The following is a 17,913-nucleotide window of genomic DNA, read 5'->3' as shown; positions in this document are numbered from 1 at the left end:
CCGCGGCGGCCAGGGCGAGGGCCAGGGCGGGGAGGAGGGCGCACCTCGCGGCGGAGGGACGCGGACCGCGCATCGGGTTCGTTCCGTTCTCGAGGCGGTGTCGGAGGGGGGTCGTCATGCCCAGGATTCTGTGGGTCTTCCGAGGACGCGGTCCCGGATTCCGGTGATTTCCGGCGGACGGCCGGGTTCGTGTGATTCCGGGCGGCACCCAAGGGTACGCGGCCGCCCCGGCGGAGCCGGTTCCCGGCGGGCCTGTACCCGGGCCCGGGACGGCCGGACCCGCGGGCCCGCGACGAGCCGACGCCCGCACCGCGAGGGCGGGCTGCAAGAATGGGCCTGTGACCCGCGCATCCCTGGACAAGCAGCCGCACGAAGTCGCCTCGATGTTCGACGACGTCGCGGAACGGTACGACCTGACCAACGACGTGCTGTCCCTCGGGCAGGACCGGCGCTGGCGCAAGGAGGTCGCGCGGGCGGTCGACGCGCGGCCCGCGCAGAAGATTTTGGACCTGGCGGCCGGCACCGGCACCTCCTCCATGCCGTTCGCCCGCACCGGCGCCTACGTCGTGCCCTGCGATTTCTCCCAGGGCATGCTGCGGGTCGGCAAGCGGAACAACGCCTGGCTGCCGTACACGGCCGGTGACGCGACCCGGCTGCCGTTCAAGGACGACGTGTTCGACGCCGTCACCATCTCGTTCGGCCTGCGCAACGTGCAGGACACCGACGCGGCGCTGCGTGAGATGCACCGGGTGACCCGGCCCGGCGGGCGCATCGTCATCTGCGAGTTCTCGCACCCGACCTGGACGCCGTTCCGCACGGTCTACACCGAGTACCTGATGCGCGCGCTGCCGCCGGTCGCCCGCGCGGTGTCCTCCAGCCCGGACGCGTACGTCTACCTCGCCGAGTCCATCCGCGCCTGGCCCGACCAGCCCGCGCTGGCCGAGCGGCTGAAGGACGCCGGCTGGTCGCAGGTGGCCTGGCGCAACCTCACCGGCGGCGTGGTGGCGCTGCACCGGGGCTTCAAGAAGAGCTGAGCGCCACCAGGGAGGCCGGAGCGCCCGGTTCCTCCAGCTCGCGCCGCAGCCCGCCCGGCGGGGGCAGCGGACCGCGCGGCTCGCGCACCCCTCCGCCGCCCTCGCCCTCGCCGAAGTCCAGCCACACGTGCACCACGGAGTGGCGGGGCACGGGCGTGCCGGGCTGCGGGTACTGGCGGACCACGTAGTCCACGACGGCGTGCGGGAAGTCCGGCCGGCCGGGCGCGTCGAGGACCAGGCCCCGCGCGCGGGCCGACTCGCGCGCGTCGACGGCCATCAGCCCGACCAGGCGCGGCACGCGCACGTCGCCGGTCCCGTATCCCTCGGGTGTCATACGCATGGACGTCACCCCCAGCGGTACCGGCAGGGTAGGCCGGGGGAGCGCCCGACGGAAGCACTCCGTAATGATCCGTGACGAATTGTCACGCGGAGTGAGTGGCGGCGGATGGTGTCAGAGGTCGAGGCGGTAGCAGTGGCCCTCTTCGCCCGAAGTGGGAATCGTGAACGTCTCCGCGAGCCGCATGCCCAGCCGCCGCGTCACCGCGATCGAGCGGGCGTTGCGGGCCTTCACCAGCGCCACCACGTCCGTCAGGCCCGCCGCGCGCACCCGGTCCAGCGTCTGGAGGGCCGCCGCCGTGACGTAGCCCTTACCCCAGTGCTCGCGGGCGAGCCGCCAGCCGATCTCGATCTCGCCCGTGGGGCCCCACGCGCGCTCCCAGGGCTGGGCCCCGGTGAAGCCGATGACCTGCCCGTCCTCGTCGAGCACGCTCCACAGGCAGAAGCCCAGCTGGGCGTCGTGCCGCCGCTGGCGGGCGGTGAGTTCCTCGTAGACCGAAAGCTCCGCGGGCCGGCCGCCGTGGAACTCCATGACGTCGGGGTGGGCGAAGATGCGGTGCCAGGTGACGGCGTCCTCGTCGGTGGGAACCCGCAGCCGTACGGCGGGGAGTGCTCGGTTCACGGGGCAGCCCTTCAGCCGGGTGATCACGTCCGCTGAATAGACTGCCTGTGTCCAGTGCCGGTCGGCACGAAGATTTCGAACTCTGGGGAGATCCCGCCGTGACCGAGCCCCTCTCCGACAACACCGCCGACGTGATCGTCGTGGGCGCGGGGCCAGCCGGCTCCACCACCGCCTACCACCTGGCCCGGTCCGGCCTCGACGTGCTCCTGCTGGAGAAGACCGAGTTCCCGCGCGAGAAGGTGTGCGGCGACGGCCTCACCCCGCGTGCCGTGAAGCAGCTGGTGGCGATGGGCATCGACATCTCCGAGGAGGCCGGCTGGCTGCGCAACAAGGGCCTGCGCATCATCGGCGGCGGCGTCCGCCTCCAGCTGGACTGGCCGGATCTCGCCTCCTTCCCCGACTACGGACTCGTCCGTAAGCGCGACGACTTCGACGAGCAGCTCGCCCGGCAGGCTCAGAAGGCGGGCGCCCGCCTGTACGAGCGCTGCAACGTGGGCGCGCCGATCGTCGACGACCGCACCGGCCGGATCACGGGCGTGCACGCCAAGCTGGGTGAGGACAAGCGCGAGGTCACCTTCCACGCGCCGCTGGTCGTCGCCGCCGACGGCAACTCCACGCGGCTGTCCCTGGCGATGGGCCTGCACCGGCGCGAGGACCGCCCGATGGGCGTCGCCGTGCGCACGTACTTCACCTCGCCCCGCCACGACGACGACTACCTGGAGTCCTGGCTGGAGCTGTGGGACCGGCGCGGCTCGCAGGACCGGCTGCTGCCGGGCTACGGCTGGATCTTCGGCATGGGCGACGGCACGTCCAACGTCGGCCTGGGCGTGCTCAACACCTCCGACTCCTTCAAGGAGCTGGACTGGCGCGAGGTCCTCAAGGCCTGGTGCGCGTCCATGCCGGAGGACTGGGGCTACACCCCGGACAACATGACCGGCCCGATCCGCGGCGCCGCGCTCCCCATGGCGTTCAACCGCCAGCCGCACTACACGCGCGGTCTGCTGCTGGTCGGCGACGCGGGCGGCCTGGTGAACCCGTTCAACGGCGAGGGCATCGCCTACGCGATGGAGTCCGGGCAGATCGCCGCCGACGTGATCGTCCAGGCGCACGCGCGGGCCACCCCGGCCCAGCGGGAGATCGCCCTCCAGCGCTACCCGCGCGTCCTGAAGGACACCTACGGCGGCTACTACACGCTCGGCCGCGCCTTCGTGAAGCTCATCGGCAACCCGAAGGTCATGCAGATCGCCGCGCAGCGCGGCCTGACGCATCCGATGCTGATGAGGTTCACGCTGAAGCTCCTCGCCAACCTGACCGACCCCACGGGCGGCGACGCGATGGACCGCATCATCAACGGTCTGAGCAAGGTGGCCCCGAAGGCGTGAACGGCCGGGCCGGTGACCGGGGACGGCGGGCATGTCCGGCATCTCCGGCGCGGTACCGATCGTGATCGCAGCGTGACGCACCTGTGAACAACTGATCGACTCCGGGCGGTGTCGAACGGGACGTGACCCAGTCGGGCACGTCCCGTTCGACGAAAGAGCCTTTCATGACACAGCAGGCGAGACGGCTGCGCGCGCGGCTCGCGGCGCTGGGAGCGGTCGGCGTCACCGCGCTGGCCGCGGCCGGGATCCAGGGCGTGGCCCACGCGGCCGGCGCACCGCTTCCGGTGGTGATCACGGGCGAGGACCGGGTGGACCTGTCCCTCCACTCGGACAACGGCGACCCCACCGAGCCGCAGATCGACCTCCGGCTCGACGTCCCGGGCGAGGAGTTCGAGGGCGACGGCGAGGTCCCGGCGGTGCACCGCGGGGACTACACGGTCCGCATCGACGCCTCCGGGCTGAAGGGCGTCGCGAAGGCCGACCTGCCGTGCGACGCCGACGGCCTGGTCGCGGTCTGCTCGGGCTACGACCTGTACGCGGGCACGACGTTCAACCGGCTCGGCGGCATCCGGCTCGACCTCGCCGACGACAGCGAGGCCGGGGACACCGGGAAGATCGTCGTCACCGGCGAGGGCGAAGGGCTGGAGTTCACGCCGCTCACCGTCGACGTGCGCGTCGGCGGGCCGGAGCTGCTGAACCGCGAACTGTCCCTGCCCGAGGACCTGAAGGCCGGTGACGCCTTCGAGCCGCCGCTGGGCGTGATGAACGTGGGCGGGCTGCCGGCCGAGGGCGCGGTGCTGCGGCTGTACGGCTCGCGCGGGCTGTCCTTCCCGGACGACTTCGGCAACTGCTCCTCGACCGTCGTGGACACCGGCCCGCTGCTGCGGCAGCACACCGAGGTGCTCTGCACCTTCCCCGGTACCCTCGACGCGGGAGCGGCGTACGGCCTGGCCCGCCCGGTGCGGGTGAAGACGGCGGACTTCGCGCTGCACGACATCTTCTCCTACTCGTTCCGGCCCCTGGAGCCGGGCGAGGAGAAGACGCTGCACCAGGGCGAGGGGCGCCGGCAGGGCAGCGGCCCGGACCTGACGCTCGTACGCGCCGCGGACGCCGACCCCGCCGACCACACCAGGTACGCCGAGCTGGACCTGCCGACGACCAACACCTACGACCTGGAACTGACCGGCGCCTCCGCGTCCGGCGCGGCCGGGGACACGGTGGCGGCGGAGATCGGGTTCGCCAACAACGGCCCGGCCTGGATCAGCGCGCTGCGGTCCGGCGGTGAGCCGTTCTCCTTCACGGTGGTCGCGCCCGAGGGGTCGACCGTCACCTCGGCGCCCCGGCAGTGCCGGACCATCACCGTCGACGGCAGCGTGCCGGGGTACCGCTGCTCGGTGGCGACCCCGCTGCTCGAGGACGCCCGGCTCACCTTCCCGTTCGAGCTGCGCATCGACGAGGTCGTGGCGGGCGCCCGGGGGCGGGTGGCCCTGCCCGACTGGGACAACCCCTTCGACTCCGACGCGTCGAACGACGTCGCGTGGATCGTGCTGAACGCCCCGGACGCGCCGGGCGACGGTGGTGCGGGCGGGTCCGACGGCGGCCCGTCGGACGGCCCGTCGGCTCCCGGCACCGGTGACGAGGGCGGCTCCGGCGGACCGGACAGCGGGACGAACGGGACGAACGGCACCTCCGGCGGCGCCGAGGGCGGGGACGCCGAGGGCGGTCTGGCGCTCACCGGCGCCCAGGGCGTGGGCCTGCTCGGCGGCGCGGCGGTGCTCGCGCTGGGGCTCGGCGCGGTCGTCGTGGCGTACCAGCGGCGTCGCGCCGGCCGTGACGGAGAGGCCGCCGTCTGACGCACGCGTCGCTGTGACGCCCCTGTGGGGGCCGGACTCCGCCTCGGCGGACCGTCCGGCCCCCGTCGTGGTTCCGGGGCCCCATGAGGGCCTGTCACGGGCGCGGCGGGCGTCACGGCGGCTCCCCGCGCGCCCTCAACGCGCGCGATACGGGGTGCAATTCGGGCAATACGGTGATCTTGCCCTCCGAGCAGGTCGCCTCCGGGCCCGTACCCGGCCGGGCAGCGCGAAGGGCCGCCGCCTCGGTGAGGCGGCGGCCCTTCGGTGGCGTGGCGGCCCGTGTCAGAGCACGCGGACGGCGCCCGACGCCGGGTAGCCGGAGAGGTCCTGGATGACGACGCCCTTCGAGGGGTTGGCGGCGTCCAGGTACTGGCCGTTCCCGATGTAGACACCCACGTGGTACGCGGAGCCCTTGCCGCCCCAGTACAGGATGTCGCCGGCCTGGATCTGCGACAGCGGGATGTCGGTGCCCACCATCGACTGGTCCTGGGAGACGCGCGGCAGGTCCACACCGACCTGCTTGAACGCGGCCTGCACCAGGCTGGAGCAGTCCCAGGCGTTGGGCCCGGTGGCGCCCATGACGTAGGCGTCGCCCACCTGCGCCTGGAGGAAGGCGAGGACGGTCGCGACGCTGCCGCCGGCCGGCGCGGAGAAGCTCGCGGTCTCCGTGGAGGCGCTGAGCGCGGGGCGCTCGGCGTCGCGGGCGGCGCGCTCGGCGGCCGCCTCACGGGCCTCCTCGGCCGCCTTCTTCCTCGCCTCGGCCTTCTTCTTGGCCTCCGCCAGGTCCGCCTTGGCCTGCTTCGCGGCCTGGGCGGCCGCCGCGTCACGCTCGGCCTGCAGCTGGTAGTTCGCGGCCGCCTGCTGGGTGGCGTCCGCGGACTCGGCGACCTGGGCGGCCAGGTCGGCCGTCAGGGTGGGCAGTTCGAGGGTCTGCGTCACCGGCTCGGCCGCGTTGGCCGCGCTGGACGCCCCGGCCACTGCCAGGGTGCTGAGGACGCCACCGGCAACTCCGGCCCGCATCGCGAGCGAAGAGGTCGCGGTGCGGCGGGGCTTCCGGTGGCTGCGTATGTGAGCGGTGTGGGACATGGGAACAACCGGTACCAGGGGCTGCTTCATATCTTCAAGAAACGTGTGCTGCGCCACAGTTGTTCAATCGGGCGCCCAAATTCCCCGCACGTCCCTCTCCATTGACGCCACAACGGACATTGCGGGCGGCCGTAACCGGGCCGTGATCACGTACTTTCATCGTTACGCCCGAATTGCTCCTCGCTTACCACCGGTTGGGGTGGTTGGCCAAGCCCCGTTCCTGAGGACCCCTCAGAAGTGTGACGGACGTCACGGAACGATGGGGAGCGCCAGGGCGTCCCCGGGCACCCCGGACTTCGTGAACGCGTGCACACGTCCACACCGCGCCTCGCGATCCCCCTGACGTGTGAAGGCGTCCTCTATCAAGACAACCTGTCCAACGCCAATTTGCATGCAGAGGAATCGTCTTGATATGGAGACTCCTCCTCCGAGACCCCTCTGAGCTGCGTCGACGGATCAAGATGTCACCTTTGGTGATCACGTGGATGCTTGACGTGTGAAGATCACCGCTCATCCGACTTCATGATCGTTCGTCAGGTGGTAGAGATCACAAAGCTTGTGCAATACCCCGTGTCGCAGATCACAGACCCACAGGCATAAGATGCGGAGCGGTTGGGCTTGTGACCTGCTTCACATGTTCTCGATCTTCGCCGGGGCGGGCGTGGTTCGTGGGGCTGGTGAGGCGGACGGGCCCGCTGCACAACCGCCAGCAGTCAGTGCCGACTGAGAGGAGCGAGGAGCGGTGAACGCGTATGCGCCCATCCTCGTACTGGGAGCCCTCGGGGCAGGCTTTGCGATCTTCTCCGTGGTGATGGCCACGCTGATCGGTCCGAAGCGGTACAACCGGGCGAAGCTCGAGGCCTACGAGTGCGGCATCGAGCCGACCCCCACGCCGGCCGGCGGCGGGCGCTTCCCCATCAAGTACTACCTGACGGCGATGCTCTTCATCATCTTCGATATCGAGATCGTCTTCCTCTACCCCTGGGCCGTCACGTTCGACGCCCTGGGGATTTTCGGGCTCGTGGAGATGCTGCTCTTCGTGCTCACCGTCTTCGTCGCGTACGCGTACGTATGGCGGCGCGGCGGCCTGGAATGGGACTGAGGGGCCACAAGTCATGGGACTCGAAGAAAAGCTGCCGAGCGGCTTCCTGCTGACCACCGTCGAGCAGGCCGCGGGCTGGGTGCGCAAGTCGTCCGTCTTCCCGGCCACGTTCGGCCTCGCCTGCTGTGCCATCGAGATGATGACCACCGGCGCGGGCCGCTACGACCTGGCGCGCTTCGGCATGGAGGTCTTCCGCGGCTCGCCGCGGCAGGCGGACCTCATGATCGTCGCCGGGCGGGTCAGCCAGAAGATGGCGCCGGTGCTCCGGCAGGTCTACGACCAGATGCCGAACCCCAAGTGGGTGATCTCCATGGGGGTCTGCGCCTCCTCGGGCGGCATGTTCAACAACTACGCGATCGTCCAGGGCGTCGACCACGTCGTCCCGGTCGACATCTACCTCCCCGGCTGTCCGCCCCGCCCCGAGATGCTGATGGACGCCATCCTCAAGCTCCACCAGAAGATCCAGAGCTCCAAGCTCGGCGTGAACGCCGAGGAGGCGGCCCGCGAGGCGGAGGAGGCGGCGCTCAAGGCCCTGCCCACGATCGAGATGAAGGGGCTGCTGCGATGAGCGACGCGAACGGCACCGCGGGTGACGGCGTGAACCCCGAGAAGGAGCTCTCCGCCGAGAACCTGCCCGGCCAGCGCGGCCAGGGCGGCGAGGAGATCCGCGTCCAGCGCGGCATGTTCGGCGCCAACAACGGCGGCGACACTTCCGGTTACGGCGGACTCGTCCGCTCGGTCCGGCTCCCGGGACCGGCGGCCCGCCCCTACGGCGGCTGGTTCGACGAGGTAGCCGACGAACTCGAGGGCGCGCTGGAGGAGCAGGACCTGCTCCCGGAGAACGCCATCGAGAAGACGGTCGTCGACCGCGGCGAGATCACCTTCCACATCGAGCGCGAGCACCTCGTGCGGGTCGCGAAGACGCTGCGCGACGACCCGGCGCTGCGCTTCGAGCTGTGCACCGGCGTCAGCGGGGTGCACTACCCGAACGACAAGGGCCGCGAGCTGCACGCCGTCTACCACCTGCGCTCGATCACCCACAACCGGGTGATCCGCCTGGAGGTCAGCGTCCCCGACAGCGACCCGCACATCCCGACGCTGTTCCCGGTCTACCCGACGAACGACTGGCACGAGCGGGAGACGTACGACTTCTTCGGCATCGTCTTCGACGGTCACCCGGCCCTGACGCGGATCATGATGCCGGACGACTGGCAGGGCCACCCGCAGCGCAAGGACTATCCCCTCGGCGGCATCCCCGTCGAGTACAAGGGCGCCCAGATCCCGGCTCCGGACCAGCGGAGGTCGTACTCATGAGCACGTCGCACGCATCCACCGCCTCGGCACGCGAGACCACCGAGGGCACCGTCTACACGGTCACCGGCGGCGACTGGGACGAGGTCGTCGAGACCGCGGCCCGGACCGACGACGAGCGCATCGTCGTCAACATGGGTCCGCAGCACCCGTCCACCCACGGAGTGCTCCGCCTGATCCTGGAGATCGACGGCGAGACGGTCACCGAGGCCCGCTGCGGCATCGGCTACCTCCACACCGGCATCGAGAAGAACCTCGAGTACCGGACGTGGACCCAGGGCACCACGTTCGTGACGCGCATGGACTACCTGACGCCGTTCTTCAACGAGACGGCGTACTGCCTCGCGGTCGAGAAGCTGCTCGGCATCGAGGACCAGGTGCCCGACCGCGCGTCGATCATCCGGGTGCTGCTGATGGAGCTGAACCGGCTCTCCTCCCACCTGGTGTGCATCGCCACCGGCGGCATGGAGCTCGGCGCCACCACGATCATGATCTACGGGTTCCGTGACCGTGAGCTGATCCTCGACATCTACGAGCTGATCACCGGCCTGCGGATGAACCACGCGTACATCCGCCCCGGCGGACTCGCCCAGGACCTGCCGCCCGGCGCGGTCGACCAGATCCGCGAGTTCGTCAAGAAGATGCGCAAGAACCTCCCGGAGTACGACAAGCTCGCCACCGGGAACCCCATCTTCAAGGCCCGCATGCAGGACGTCGGCTACCTCGACCTGGCCGGCTGCATGGCCCTCGGCGCCACCGGACCGATCCTGCGCTCCACCGGCCTCCCGCACGACCTGCGCAAGGCCCAGCCGTACTGCGGCTACGAGACGTACGACTTCGACGTCCCGACCGCCGACACCTGCGACTCCTACGGCCGCTTCCTGATCCGGCTGGAGGAGATGCGCCAGTCGCTGCGCATCGTCGAGCAGTGCCTGGACCGGCTGGAGCCCGGCCCGGTCATGGTCGAGGACAAGAAGATCGCCTGGCCCGCCCAGCTGGCGCTCGGCCCCGACGGACTGGGCAACTCCCTCGACCACATCAAGCAGATCATGGGCACCTCCATGGAGGCCCTGATCCACCACTTCAAGCTGGTCACCGAGGGCTTCCGCGTCCCGCCGGGCCAGGCCTACGCGGCCGTCGAGTCGCCCAAGGGCGAACTCGGCGTGCACGTCGTCTCCGACGGCGGCACGCGTCCCTACCGGGTCCACTTCCGCGACCCGTCCTTCACCAACCTTCAGGCCATGGCGGCGATGTGCGAGGGCGGCCAGGTCGCCGACGTCATCGTCGCCGTCGCGTCCATCGACCCCGTGATGGGAGGCGTCGACCGGTGACCACCTCTTCTTCCGAGCGGGGCGTCAGCCTGGGCATGCCGGAACTGCCCGCGCCGGCCTACCCGGACGACGTCCGGGCCCGGCTGGAGACCGACGCGCGGGCGATCGTCGCCCGTTACCCGGACTCCCGGTCCGCCCTCCTGCCGATGCTGCACCTGGTGCAGTCCGAGGAGGGGCACGTCACGCGTACCGGCATGCAGTTCTGCGCGGACATGCTCGGCCTGACCACGGCCGAGGTGACCGCGGTCGCCACCTTCTACACCATGTACCGGCGCCGCCCGAGCGGCGACTACCAGGTCGGGGTGTGCACCAACACGCTGTGCGCGGTGATGGGCGGCGACGCCATCTTCGAGGAGCTCCAGGAGCACCTGGGCGTCGGCAACGGCGAGACCACCGCCGACGGCAAGGTCACCCTGGAGCACATCGAGTGCAACGCGGCCTGCGACTTCGCGCCCGTGGTGATGGTCAACTGGGAGTTCTTCGACAACCAGACCCCCGAGAGCGCCCGGCGCATGGTCGACGACCTGCGCGCCGGACGTCCGGTCGCGCCCACCCGCGGCGCCCCGCTGTGCACGTTCAAGGAGACGGCGCGGATCCTGGCCGGCTTCCCCGACGAGCGGGAGGGCGCCGTCGAGGCCACCGGCAGCGCGGGTCCCGCCTCCCTGATCGGCCTGAAGCTGGCCAAGGGCGAGGCAGCCCCCGCGCGCGTGGTGCACCCGCGGGGCGAGGCGCCGCAGGACGCCCCGCCGCACGAGCCGTCGCCCGCCGAGCACCTCAGCTCGCACGACGCGCCGCAGGACACGTCGGCCTCCGACCCGGCCCACCCGGCCGGGCCCACTGCCGAGGAGGGGGAGTGATGACCTTGGCACCCGAACTGAAGGACACCAGCCCGGAGAAGCTGCTCGCGCCGGTGCTGTCGGCCTTCTGGGACGAGGACAAGTCCTGGACGCTCGACGTCTACAAGCGCCACGACGGCTACGAGGGCCTGCGCAAGGCGCTCGCGATGTCGCCGGACGACGTCATCGCGTACGTCAAGGACTCCGGACTGCGCGGACGCGGCGGCGCCGGCTTTCCGACGGGCATGAAGTGGCAGTTCATCCCGCAGGGCGACGGCAAGCCGCACTACCTCGTCGTCAACGCCGACGAGTCGGAGCCCGGGACCTGCAAGGACATCCCGCTGCTCTTCGCCAACCCGCACAGCCTCATCGAGGGCATCGTCATCGCCTGCTACGCCATCAGGTCGTCGCACGCCTTCATCTACCTGCGCGGCGAGGTCGTCCCCGTGCTGCGCAGGCTGCACGCGGCCGTGCGCGAGGCGTACGAGGCCGGCCTGCTCGGCACGAACATCCTCGGCAGCGGACTCGACCTCGAACTCACCGTGCACGCGGGCGCCGGCGCGTACATCTGCGGCGAGGAGACCGCGCTGCTCGACTCGCTCGAGGGCCGCCGGGGCCAGCCCAGGCTGCGTCCTCCCTTCCCCGCCGTCGCGGGCCTCTACGCCTGTCCCACCGTGGTGAACAACGTCGAGTCCATCGCGTCGGTTCCCGCCATCATGAACCGGGGCAAGGAGTGGTTCCGCTCGATGGGCAGCGAGAAGTCCCCGGGCTTCACGCTCTACTCCCTCAGCGGCCATGTCGCGAGCCCCGGCCAGTACGAGGCGCCCCTCGGCATCACCCTGCGCCAGCTGCTCGACATGAGCGGCGGGATGCGGCCGGGCCACCGGCTGAAGTTCTGGACGCCGGGCGGCTCCTCGACGCCGATGTTCACCGACGAGCACCTCGACGTCCCCCTCGACTACGAAGGGGTCGGCGCCGCGGGCTCCATGCTCGGCACCAAGGCGCTCCAGTGCTTCGACGAGACCACCTGCGTCGTCCGCGCCGTCACCCGCTGGACCGAGTTCTACGCCCACGAGTCCTGCGGCAAGTGCACCCCCTGCCGCGAGGGCACCTACTGGCTGGTCCAGCTGCTGCGCGACATCGAGGCCGGCAAGGGCCGGATGTCCGACCTCGACAAGCTGAACGACATCGCGGACAACATCAACGGCAAGTCCTTCTGTGCCCTCGGCGACGGCGCCGCCTCGCCGATCTTCTCGTCGCTCAAGTACTTCCGCGAGGAGTACGAGCAGCACATCACGGACCGTCGCTGCCCCTTCGACCCGGCCGCGTCGACGGCCTGGGCCGACCGTACGGAGGTGCACGCATGACTGTGACCACCAACGCTCCCTCCGGAGGGGGAGAGGCGGCGGTCCCGCCCGAGGACCTCGTGACGCTGACCATCGACGGCGCCGAGATCAGCGTGCCCAAGGGCACCCTGGTCATCCGGGCCGCCGAGCAGCTCGGCATCGAGATCCCCCGGTTCTGCGACCACCCGCTGCTCGCGCCGGCCGGCGCCTGCCGCCAGTGCATCGTGGAGGTCGAGGGCCAGCGCAAGCCCATGGCGTCCTGCACCATCACCTGCACCGACGGAATGGTGGTGAAGACGCAGCTCTCCTCGCCGGTCGCGGAGAAGGCCCAGAAGGGCGTGATGGAGCTGCTGCTCATCAACCACCCGCTGGACTGCCCGGTCTGCGACAAGGGCGGCGAGTGCCCGCTGCAGAACCAGGCCATGTCGCACGGCAACGCCGAGTCCCGCTTCGAGGGCAAGAAGCGCACCTACGAGAAGCCCGTCGCGATCTCCACGCAGGTGCTGCTGGACCGCGAGCGGTGCGTGCTGTGCGCCCGCTGCACCCGCTTCTCCAACCAGATCGCGGGCGACCCGATGATCGAGCTGATCGAGCGGGGCGCGCTCCAGCAGGTCGGCACCGGCGAGGGCGACCCGTTCGAGTCGTACTTCTCCGGGAACACCATCCAGATCTGCCCGGTGGGCGCGCTCACCTCGGCCGCGTACCGGTTCCGCTCCCGCCCGTTCGACCTGATCTCCTCGCCGTCGGTGTGCGAGCACTGCTCCGGCGGCTGCGCCACCCGCACCGACCACCGGCGCGGCAAGGTCATGCGGCGCCTCGCGGCGAACGAGCCCGAGGTCAACGAGGAGTGGATCTGCGACAAGGGCCGCTTCGCGTTCCGGTACGCGCAGCAGCGGGACCGGCTCGACACCCCGCTGGTGCGCAACGCGGAGGGCGAGCTGGAGCCGGCGTCCTGGCCGGAGGCGCTCCAGATCGCGGCGCAGGGCCTGCTGGCCTCGCGGGGCAGCACCGGCGTCCTGACCGGCGGCCGGCTCACCGTCGAGGACGCCTACGCGTACAGCAAGTTCGCGCGGGTCGCGCTCGCCACCAACGACATCGACTTCCGCGCGCGGGTGCACAGCGCCGAGGAGTCCGACTTCCTCGCCGCGCGCGTCGCGGGACGCGGCCGTGACCTGGACGGCACGGGCGTCACCTACACCTCCCTGGAGAAGGCCCCGGCGGTCCTGCTGGTCGGGTTCGAGTCCGAGGAGGAGGCGCCCGGCGTCTTCCTGCGGCTGCGCAAGGCCTGGCGCGCGCACGGCCAGCGCACCTTCGCGCTGGCCACGCACGCCACGCGTGGTCTGACCAAGGCCGGCGGCACGCTGCTGCCGGCGGCGCCCGGCACCGAGACGGAGTGGCTGGACGCGCTGGCGAGCGGGGTTGGCCTGGAGGGCGACGGGGTCGCTGCCGCCGAGGCGCTGCGCGCCGAGGGCGCGGTGGTCGTCGTCGGCGAGCGCCTGGCCGCCGTACGGGGCGGCCTCACCGCGGCCGTGCGGTTCGCCACCGCGACCGGCGCCCGGCTGGTGTGGATCCCGCGCCGGGCCGGGGAGCGGGGCGCGATCGAGGCGGGGGCGCTGCCGTCGCTGCTGCCGGGCGGCCGCCCGGCGACCGACCCGCGGGCCCGGGAGGAGGTGGCCGCCCTCTGGGGCGTCGCCGAACTCCCGCACCGCTACGGCCGGGACACCGCGCAGATCGTCGAGGCGGCCGCCCGCGGCGACCTCCAGGCGCTGCTGGTGGCGGGCGTGGAGGTCGCGGACCTGCCCGACCCGGCACGCGCGCGTGCCGCGCTCGCCGAGGCCGGGTTCGTGGTGTCGCTGGAGCTGCGGCCCGGCGAGGTCACCGAGCTCGCCGACGTGGTCCTGCCGGTCGCCGCGGTCGCCGAGAAGGCCGGCACGTTCCTCAACTGGGAGGGCAGGGTGCGTCTTTTCGAGGCGGCGCTCAAGCCGGACCAGATGACCCGGCGGCTCGCGCCGTCCGACGCGCGCGTGCTGCAGATGCTCGCCGACGCCATGGACGTGCACCTGGGCCTGCCGGACCTGCGCACGATCCGCTCGGAGATCGACCGGCTCGGCCCCTGGGACGGGCCGCGCGCCGCCGACCCCGTGGAGACCGCGGGCGCCCTGCCCCGGCCGGCCGCCGGCGAGGCGGTCCTGGCCGGTCACCGGCTGCTGCTCGACCAGGGCCTGCTCCAGCAGGGTGACGAGGCGCTGGCCGGCACCCGGCACGCCGCCCTCGCCCGGCTCTCGGCCGCCACGGCCGCCGAGGTCGGCGTCAAGGACGGCGACACGCTCGCGGTGACCGGCCCCGCCGGGACGCTGGAACTGCCGCTGTCCGTCACCGAGATGCCCGACCGGGTGGTCTGGCTCCCGCTGAACTCCATGGACGGCGGGGTGGCTTCCGGCACCGGGGCGCTCCCCGGCTCCCTCGTCCGCATCGGCCCGGCGACCCTCGCCGGCGAGGCTCCCCAGGAGGTGGAGGCATGAGCCCGTACCTCGCCGCTGAAGACCTCTCGATGTTCGGCCGCGACCCCTGGTGGCTGATCGTCCTCAAGGCGGTGTTCTGCTTCGCCTTCCTGATGGTGACCGTGCTCATCTCCATCGTCATGGAGCGCAAGGTCGTCGCCTGGATGCAGCTGCGCATCGGCCCCAACCGGCACGGCCCCTGGGGCATGCTCCAGTCGCTCGCCGACGGCGTGAAGCTGATGCTGAAGGAGGACGTCGTCGTCAAGCGCGCGGACAAGGTCGTCTACGTCCTCGCGCCGGTCGTCGCGGCCATCCCGGCGTTCATGGCGTTCGCCGTGATCCCCTTCGGCCCGGCCGGCAACGAGATCTCGATCTTCGGCCAGCGCACCACGATGCAGCTCACCGACCTGCCGATCGCGATGCTCTACATCCTCGCGGTCGCCTCGGTCGGCATCTACGGCATCGTCCTCGCGGGCTGGAGCTCCGGCTCCACCTACCCGCTGCTCGGCGGCCTGCGCTCCTGCGCCCAGATGATCTCGTACGAGATCGCCATGGGCGCCGCGTTCGCCTCGGTGTTCCTGTACTCGGGGTCGATGTCGACGTCGACGATCGTGGAGGCGCAGGCCGACCGCTGGTACGTGCTGCTCCTGCCGGTGTCGTTCCTCATCTACATCGTGACGATGGTGGGCGAGACCAACCGCGCCCCGTTCGACATGCCGGAGTCCGAGGGCGACCTGGTCGGCGGCTTCAACACCGAGTACTCGTCGATCAAGTTCGCGATGTTCATGCTCGCCGAGTACATCAACATGGTGACCGTCTCGGCGGTCGCGGTGACCCTCTTCCTGGGCGGCTGGCGGGCCCCGTGGCCGGTCAGCACCTTCTGGGAGGGCGCCAACCACGGCTGGTGGCCGATGCTCTGGTTCACCGGCAAGCTGCTCACCCTGCTGTTCGGCTTCGTCTGGCTGCGCGGCACGCTCCCGCGCGTCCGCTACGACCAGCTGATGAAGCTCGGCTGGAAGGTCCTCATCCCGGTCTCCCTGGTGTGGCTGATGGCGGTCGCCACGGTGCGGGCGCTGCGCAACGAGAACTACGACTTCGCCGACATCGCGCTCTACATCGCCGGCGGCGTCCTCGTCCTGCTGCTCCTCTCCTTCGTCGCCGACATGTTCCGCGGCCGGGGCGAGGAGAGCGCACAGCCCGCGGACCGGCCTCCGTTCGACCCGATGGCGGGCGGGTTCCCCGTGCCGCCGCTGCCCGGGCAGGAGCTGCCCCCGGTGCCGCGGCGCCGCCCGCGCCACGAGCGGGAGCTCGTTGTCAGTGGCGGACCCGATACTCACAGTGACGAATCCCAGGGCGGATCAACGGATGGAAAGGAGGCGTCCGATGGCTGAGGAACCGAAGGACACCAAGCCCGGTTTCCTGAACCCGGTGGCCGGCTTCGGCGTGACCTTCAAGGCCATGTTCAAGAAGCGGCTCACCGAGCAGTACCCGGAGCAGCAGAAGACCACGGCTCCGCGCTTCCACGGACGGCACCAGCTCAACCGCCATCCGGACGGCCTGGAGAAGTGCGTCGGCTGCGAGCTGTGCGCCTGGGCCTGTCCCGCCGACGCGATCTACGTCGAGGGCGCGGACAACACGGACGAGGAGCGCTACTCGCCCGGCGAGCGGTACGGCCGCGTCTACCAGATCAACTACGCCCGCTGCATCCTGTGCGGGCTGTGCATCGAGGCGTGCCCCACGCGCGCGCTGACGATGACCAACGAGTTCGAACTGGCCGACTCCAGCCGGGCGAACCTCATCTACACCAAGGAGCAGCTGCTCGCCGGCCTGGACGAGGGCATGGTCGAGGCGCCGCACGCCATGTACCCGGGCACGGACGAACAGGACTACTACCGCGGCCTGGTGACCGAGGCGGCGCCCGGCACGGAGCGTCAGGTCGCCCACTCCAAGGGTGAGGTGGTCCAGGAGGCCGAGTCCACGTTCGGCCCGGAGGAGCCGGCCTCGGAGAAGGTGATCGGGCGATGACCGAACAGCTCGCCGCCTACTCGACCTCCACCGGCGAGGCCGTCCAGTTCTGGGTCCTCGGCACCGTCGCCGTGATCGGCGCCCTGTGTACCGTCTTCATGAAGCGGGCCGTGCACAGCGCGCTCTGCCTCGCCGGGACCATGATCGTCCTGGCGGTGTTCTACCTGGCGAACGGCGCCTACTTCCTGGGCGTCGTGCAGATCGTCGTCTACACCGGCGCGATCATGATGCTGTTCCTGTTCGTGGTGATGCTGGTCGGCGTCACGGCCGCGGACTCCCTGAAGGAGACCATCAAGGGCCAGCGCTGGCTGGCCCTGCTGTGCGGCCTCGGCTTCGGCATCCTGCTGGTCGGCGGCATCGGCAACGCCTCGCTGAACGACTTCAGCGGCGTCGGCGAGGCGAACGCCGGGGGGAACGTCCAGGGCCTCGCCTCCCTGATGTTCACCCGGTACGTCTTCGCCTTCGAGATCACCGGCGCGCTGCTCATCACGGCCGCCGTCGGCGCCATGGTGCTCACCCACCGGGAGCGCACCGAGCGCGCCCGGACCCAGCGGGAGCTGGCCGAGCAGCGCGTCCGCGACGGCAAGTACCTGCCGCCGCTGCCCGCCCCGGGCGTGTACGCCCGGCACAACGCGGTGGACATCGCGGGCCTGCTGCCCGACGGCACCCCGTCGGACCTCACCGTCAGCAAGACGCTGCGGGACCGCGGCCAGGTCCGTGACGTGTCGCAGGAGGCGATCAACGACCTGCGGGCGATGGAGCAGCGCGCGGAGGAGCGCCTGGAGCGCCGGGCGATCGATCCGCCGAACTTCAAGCGGGCCGAGGAGGCGTCGAAGTGAATCCCGTCAACTACCTGTACCTGGCGGCGCTGCTGTTCACCATCGGCGCCACCGGTGTGCTGATCCGGCGCAACGCGATCGTGGTGTTCATGTGCGTCGAGCTGATGCTCAACGCCTGCAACCTCGCGTTCGTCGCCTTCTCCCGTCTGCACGGCAACCTCGACGGCCAGATCATCGCGTTCTTCACGATGGTCGTCGCCGCCGCGGAGGTCGTGGTGGGGCTGGCGATCATCGTGTCCCTGTTCCGTTCCCGCCACTCGGCCTCGGTCGACGACGCCAGCCTGATGAAGCTGTGAGGGGCTGCTGAAT

General features: G+C 71.0%; 17 protein-coding genes. 14 read left to right on the top strand and 3 right to left on the bottom strand.

From position 1 onward, the window contains the following. Window positions 1-338 precede the first annotated feature (338 nt). Window positions 339-1,034: a demethylmenaquinone methyltransferase gene (locus CCN29_RS05210; RefSeq protein ID WP_006133138.1), complete on the top strand. Its 696-nt coding sequence runs from the start codon at window positions 339-341 to the stop codon at window positions 1,032-1,034. Here CCN29_RS05210 and CCN29_RS05205 read toward each other — a convergent pair. Both CCN29_RS05205 and CCN29_RS05200 read right to left on the bottom strand, forming a co-directional pair. Continuing rightward, window positions 1,021-1,374 (bottom strand): PASTA domain-containing protein, encoded by a 354-nt coding sequence (locus tag CCN29_RS05205; RefSeq protein WP_031062910.1) that lies wholly within the window; start codon window positions 1,372-1,374, stop codon window positions 1,021-1,023. The two genes, CCN29_RS05210 and CCN29_RS05205, sit on opposite strands and share 14 nt — an antisense overlap. 111 nt (window positions 1,375-1,485) lie before the next feature. Further along, window positions 1,486-1,992 carry a GNAT family N-acetyltransferase gene (locus CCN29_RS05200; protein ID WP_031021939.1) on the bottom strand — a complete coding sequence of 169 codons (507 nt, stop codon included), beginning with the start codon at window positions 1,990-1,992 and terminating at the stop codon, window positions 1,486-1,488. A 98-nt stretch (window positions 1,993-2,090) separates the two neighbouring features. Between CCN29_RS05200 and CCN29_RS05195 the strand changes: the two genes are divergently transcribed. Further along, the gene (locus CCN29_RS05195) at window positions 2,091-3,374 is read left to right on the top strand and encodes a geranylgeranyl reductase family protein (RefSeq protein ID WP_086680246.1); all 1,284 of its coding nucleotides are present in this window, start codon (window positions 2,091-2,093) and stop codon (window positions 3,372-3,374) included. A 164-nt stretch (window positions 3,375-3,538) separates the two neighbouring features. Continuing rightward, the gene (locus tag CCN29_RS05190) at window positions 3,539-5,227 is read left to right on the top strand and encodes a hypothetical protein (RefSeq protein ID WP_006133133.1); all 1,689 of its coding nucleotides are present in this window, start codon (window positions 3,539-3,541) and stop codon (window positions 5,225-5,227) included. 282 nt (window positions 5,228-5,509) lie between these two features. Here CCN29_RS05190 and CCN29_RS05185 read toward each other — a convergent pair whose 3' ends face one another. Next, entirely contained in the window at window positions 5,510-6,343 is an 834-nt protein-coding gene (locus CCN29_RS05185; RefSeq protein WP_031021945.1) for a C40 family peptidase, read from the bottom strand. A 712-nt stretch (window positions 6,344-7,055) separates the two neighbouring features. Between CCN29_RS05185 and CCN29_RS05180 the strand changes: the two genes are divergently transcribed. The 11 genes from CCN29_RS05180 to nuoK are packed head-to-tail and all read left to right on the top strand — an operon-like array spanning window position 7,056 to window position 17,900. Then, window positions 7,056-7,415, top strand: a complete 360-nt coding sequence (locus tag CCN29_RS05180; RefSeq protein WP_003974383.1) for an NADH-quinone oxidoreductase subunit A — start codon at window positions 7,056-7,058, stop codon at window positions 7,413-7,415. A gap of 13 nt (window positions 7,416-7,428) precedes the next feature. After that, entirely contained in the window at window positions 7,429-7,983 is a 555-nt protein-coding gene (locus tag CCN29_RS05175) for a NuoB/complex I 20 kDa subunit family protein (RefSeq protein WP_006133126.1), read from the top strand. Next, the gene (locus tag CCN29_RS05170; protein WP_006133124.1) at window positions 7,980-8,729 is read left to right on the top strand and encodes an NADH-quinone oxidoreductase subunit C; all 750 of its coding nucleotides are present in this window, start codon (window positions 7,980-7,982) and stop codon (window positions 8,727-8,729) included. Before CCN29_RS05175 ends, CCN29_RS05170 begins: the two co-directional genes overlap by 4 nt. Beyond that, window positions 8,726-10,057 carry an NADH-quinone oxidoreductase subunit D gene (locus CCN29_RS05165; RefSeq protein WP_006133123.1) on the top strand — a complete coding sequence of 444 codons (1,332 nt, stop codon included), beginning with the start codon at window positions 8,726-8,728 and terminating at the stop codon, window positions 10,055-10,057. Before CCN29_RS05170 ends, CCN29_RS05165 begins: the two co-directional genes overlap by 4 nt. Next, window positions 10,054-10,914 carry an NADH-quinone oxidoreductase subunit NuoE gene (gene nuoE, locus CCN29_RS05160; protein ID WP_031021949.1) on the top strand — a complete coding sequence of 287 codons (861 nt, stop codon included), beginning with the start codon at window positions 10,054-10,056 and terminating at the stop codon, window positions 10,912-10,914. Before CCN29_RS05165 ends, nuoE begins: the two co-directional genes overlap by 4 nt. Beyond that, window positions 10,914-12,260 (top strand): NADH-quinone oxidoreductase subunit NuoF, encoded by a 1,347-nt coding sequence (gene nuoF / locus CCN29_RS05155; RefSeq protein WP_031021952.1) that lies wholly within the window; start codon window positions 10,914-10,916, stop codon window positions 12,258-12,260. The genes nuoE and nuoF overlap by 1 nt, the downstream gene beginning before the upstream one ends. Beyond that, a complete protein-coding gene (locus CCN29_RS05150; protein ID WP_086680244.1) occupies window positions 12,257-14,761 on the top strand; it encodes an NADH-quinone oxidoreductase subunit G in 2,505 nt (834 codons plus the stop codon). Before nuoF ends, CCN29_RS05150 begins: the two co-directional genes overlap by 4 nt. After that, window positions 14,758-16,131, top strand: coding sequence for an NADH-quinone oxidoreductase subunit NuoH (gene nuoH, locus CCN29_RS05145; protein WP_006133117.1), 1,374 nt, complete (start codon window positions 14,758-14,760; stop codon window positions 16,129-16,131). The genes CCN29_RS05150 and nuoH overlap by 4 nt, the downstream gene beginning before the upstream one ends. Beyond that, the gene (nuoI, locus tag CCN29_RS05140; RefSeq protein WP_006133116.1) at window positions 16,124-16,765 is read left to right on the top strand and encodes an NADH-quinone oxidoreductase subunit NuoI; all 642 of its coding nucleotides are present in this window, start codon (window positions 16,124-16,126) and stop codon (window positions 16,763-16,765) included. Before nuoH ends, nuoI begins: the two co-directional genes overlap by 8 nt. After that, window positions 16,762-17,604, top strand: coding sequence for an NADH-quinone oxidoreductase subunit J (locus CCN29_RS05135; protein ID WP_006133115.1), 843 nt, complete (start codon window positions 16,762-16,764; stop codon window positions 17,602-17,604). Before nuoI ends, CCN29_RS05135 begins: the two co-directional genes overlap by 4 nt. Continuing rightward, the gene (gene nuoK / locus CCN29_RS05130) at window positions 17,601-17,900 is read left to right on the top strand and encodes an NADH-quinone oxidoreductase subunit NuoK (protein ID WP_006133113.1); all 300 of its coding nucleotides are present in this window, start codon (window positions 17,601-17,603) and stop codon (window positions 17,898-17,900) included. Before CCN29_RS05135 ends, nuoK begins: the two co-directional genes overlap by 4 nt. The last annotated feature ends 13 nt before the right edge of the window (window positions 17,901-17,913 follow it).

It is taken from the genome of Streptomyces pseudogriseolus (assembly GCA_002154585.1).
Taxonomy (GTDB): Bacteria; Actinomycetota; Actinomycetes; order Streptomycetales; family Streptomycetaceae; genus Streptomyces; species Streptomyces pseudogriseolus.
The sequence above is the reverse complement of the archived record's forward strand: the minus strand, read 5'-3'. Positions and strand labels throughout refer to the sequence as shown.